The following is a 3,503-nucleotide window of genomic DNA, read 5'->3' on the forward strand; positions in this document are numbered from 1 at the left end:
TTTATATGTTATAATTTTTCCTATGTGTAAATTTTAGAAAGTTGGAGGAACCTATGGAAGAAACAATTAGTCTAAAAGAGTTATTTCATATCTTAAAAAAACGTTTAGCAATGATCCTCGTAATCGCCTTTGGTGCAGCTATTGTAAGTGCTATCATTAGCTTTTTCTTCATGACACCAATCTATCAATCTTCGACGCAAATTCTTGTTAACCAGAAGAAGCAAGAAGGTGCAATGTTCCAAGCTGGTGAAGTTCAAACGAATATTCAATTAACGAATACATATAAGGTTATCATTAAAAGTCCAGTAATCTTAGAACAAGTGAATGAAAAATTAAATTTAAATATGACAGCGCAAGAGTTAACGAAAAAAGTTAATGTTGCGAATGAAAAGGATTCACAAGTAATCTCTGTAACAGCTGAGGATAAAGATCCAAAACTAGCTCGCGATATTGCGAATGCAACTGCAGATGTATTTAAAGGTGAAGTTGCAAAAATTATGAACGTTGATAACGTAACAGTATTATCTAAAGCAGAAGTTGCAGAAAATCAATCTCCAATTAAACCGCGTCCAATGTTAAATGTGGCAATTGCTTTCGTTGTTGGTTTAATGGCTTCAGTTGGTCTTGCATTCTTACTAGAATACTTAGATAACACAGTGAAAAAAGAAGAAGATGTGGAAAACTTACTTGGCTTACCAGTATTAGGAATTGTAGCTCGTATGGATGAAGAAACAATGAACGTGAAATCACACGCTCCATCATCAAGAAAAGTGAGGGGACAAACAATTGGCTCTTAATTTATTTAAAAAGAAAAAGAATCATCGTCAACGCCGTCAATTAATTGCTCATCAACAACCGAAATCACCAATTTCAGAACAATATCGTAATATTCGAACGAATATTGAATTTGCAGCTATTGATACGAATTTACATTCATTAATGGTTACGTCTGCAAACCCAAGTGAAGGGAAAACGACAACGACAGCGAATATGGCTGTTGTGTTTGCTCAACAAGGAAAAAAGGTATTATTAATTGATGCGGATATGCGTAAACCAGCAATGCATCAAATGTTCCAAGTAGATAACATTTTTGGACTAACGAACGTATTAACAAATAGTGAACGTTTAGAGAAATGTGTGCAAACAACACTAGTTGATAATCTACACTTTTTAGCTTGTGGTCCAATCCCCCCAAACCCAGCTGAATTGTTAGGTTCAAAATCAATGAAAGAACTTCTTGGACAAGCATACAGCATGTACGATCTAGTTATTTTTGATATGCCACCAATTTTAGCTGTAACCGATGCGCAAATTATGGCAAATGTATGTGATGCTTCTATTCTTGTTGTTCGTAGTGAATCGACAGAGAAAGAAACAGCGGTAAAAGCAAAAGGATTGTTAGAATCGGCTAAAGGTAAATTGTTGGGCGTTGTTCTAAACGACCGTGAACGTGAACAAGGCCTATACTACTACTACGGTGCAAACTAATTTTAAAGTGAGATATGGTAAAAACATATCTCCTTTTTTCCCTTGAATATGAGCGATATCTCATATTCAAGGGAAAAAAGATCTTTATAGGAGAGAGGGAGGATGAAACAAATGATAGATTTACATTGTCACATTTTACCTGGTATCGATGACGGTGCACAGACAGTAACAGATAGTTTAGCAATGGCACAACAAGCCGTTTCAGAAGGAATACATACCATTGTCGCAACGCCGCACCATCAAAATGGAAAATATGTAAATGAACGTACCTCAATTATTCATCATGTAAAACAACTAAATGATGAACTACAACAACATAATATGCCACTTACCATTTTACCTGGGCAAGAGGTCAGATTATATGGCGATTTATTAGAAGACTATGAAGCTGGTAAAATCGTTACTTTAAATGAAACAAATAAATATATATTCATTGAATTCCCATCAAATCACGTACCTCGTTATGCAGAACAACTACTATATGAATTGCGCGTAAAAGGAATGATTCCAATTATCGTTCATCCGGAACGTAATGCCGAGTTAATCGAGCGGCCAGATAAGTTATATAATCTTGTAAATAAAGGTGCATTAACACAAGTGACAGCAGGTAGTTTACTTGGGAAATTTGGAAAAAAAATTAAAAAATTCTCACTACAGCTTGTAGAACATAATTTAACACATATGATCGCATCAGATGCACATAACACAACGTCAAGAGGATTTCATTTAGCAGAAAGCTATGAACTAATTGAGAAAGAATTTGGAATGAATGTTATGAGTGATTTGAAAGAAAATCCGTACTTATTAATTAGCGGGAAGGCAATTTACAAAGAAGATCCAGAACAAATTCGTCGTAAAAAATTGTTCGGTATTTTTTAAATAAAGAATTGGTGATGTCTCCTAACCGTTATCAATGGGGGCACTCGGTCGTGCTGTGGGTAGAAAATTTATTTTCCAACCTACCTTAGACGCTTGTCGTCGGGAGTATGACGTGAGGATGGGTTAGATGCCCATAATTTATTTTTAACAGAAACTCTACCTATGGAGTAATAACTATGACTTTATAGGTAGGGTTTTTGTTATTGTTACATATAGATATAATAATACACTTGGGGGTACTAGATTTGAAAAAAGTAAGAAAAGCAATTATTCCAGCTGCGGGACTGGGGACAAGGTTTTTACCAGCAACGAAAGCAATGCCGAAAGAAATGTTACCTATCGTTGATAAACCGACAATTCAATACATAGTAGAAGAAGCGATAGAATCAGGAATTGAAGATATTATTATTGTTACTGGAAAAGGAAAGCGTGCCATTGAGGACCACTTTGATCATTCTTTCGAGCTTGAACAAAGCCTTTTAGAAAAAGGAAAGTATGAAATGCTTGAAAAAGTACAAGCTTCCTCAAAAATTAACATTCATTACATAAGACAAAAAGAACCAAAAGGGCTGGGACACGCAGTATGGTGCGCCCGTAAATTTATTGGAAATGAGCCATTTGCGGTATTACTTGGTGATGATATTGTGCAGGCAGAAACACCATGTTTACGCCAATTAATGGATCAATATGAAGGAACGCAATCATCTGTAATAGGTGTACAAACAGTGCCTGAAAATGAAACACATCGTTACGGCATTATCGATCCAATTGAACAAAACGACCGTCGTTATCAAGTGCGTCAGTTTGTTGAAAAGCCAGCAGTAGGTACAGCACCATCAAATTTAGCAATTATGGGTCGTTACGTATTAACACCAGAAATCTTTATGTTCCTTGAAAGTCAACAAACAGGTGCTGGTGGGGAAATTCAATTAACAGATGCAATTCAACGATTAAATGAAATTCAACGTGTATTTGCATATGATTTTCAAGGTATACGTTATGATGTTGGGGAGAAATTTGGATTTATTAAGACGACGATTGAGATGGCGCTACAGCATGAAAATTTAAATGAAGAATTAATAAATTATATGAATGAAGTTATAAAAAGAGAAAAAATAACTGTATAAAGGAAGGGT

Annotated in this window: 4 protein-coding genes; all 4 read left to right on the forward strand. The window is 35.3% G+C overall.

Annotated elements, in window-relative coordinates:
- Nucleotides 1-53: 53 nt before the first annotated feature.
- The 4 genes from ACQGS6_RS24840 to bpsC all read left to right on the forward strand — a co-directional run bounded on the left by ACQGS6_RS24840 (nucleotide 54) and on the right by bpsC (nucleotide 3,494).
- Nucleotides 54-797 carry a YveK family protein gene (locus tag ACQGS6_RS24840; RefSeq protein WP_048534501.1) on the forward strand — a complete coding sequence of 248 codons (744 nt, stop codon included), beginning with the start codon at nucleotides 54-56 and terminating at the stop codon, nucleotides 795-797.
- Nucleotides 787-1,488, forward strand: coding sequence for a CpsD/CapB family tyrosine-protein kinase (locus tag ACQGS6_RS24845; protein ID WP_016513260.1), 702 nt, complete (start codon nucleotides 787-789; stop codon nucleotides 1,486-1,488). Before ACQGS6_RS24840 ends, ACQGS6_RS24845 begins: the two co-directional genes overlap by 11 nt.
- Nucleotides 1,489-1,599: 111 nt before the next feature.
- Nucleotides 1,600-2,367, forward strand: coding sequence for a tyrosine-protein phosphatase (locus tag ACQGS6_RS24850; protein ID WP_048534684.1), 768 nt, complete (start codon nucleotides 1,600-1,602; stop codon nucleotides 2,365-2,367).
- A 245-nt stretch (nucleotides 2,368-2,612) separates the two neighbouring features.
- A complete protein-coding gene (bpsC, locus tag ACQGS6_RS24855) occupies nucleotides 2,613-3,494 on the forward strand; it encodes a UTP--glucose-1-phosphate uridylyltransferase BpsC (RefSeq protein ID WP_048534504.1) in 882 nt (293 codons plus the stop codon).
- The last annotated feature ends 9 nt before the right edge of the window (nucleotides 3,495-3,503 follow it).

This window comes from Bacillus sp. GMs2/2, assembly GCF_050172095.1.
In the GTDB taxonomy this organism is placed as follows: Bacteria; Bacillota; Bacilli; order Bacillales; family Bacillaceae_G; genus Bacillus_A; species Bacillus_A cereus.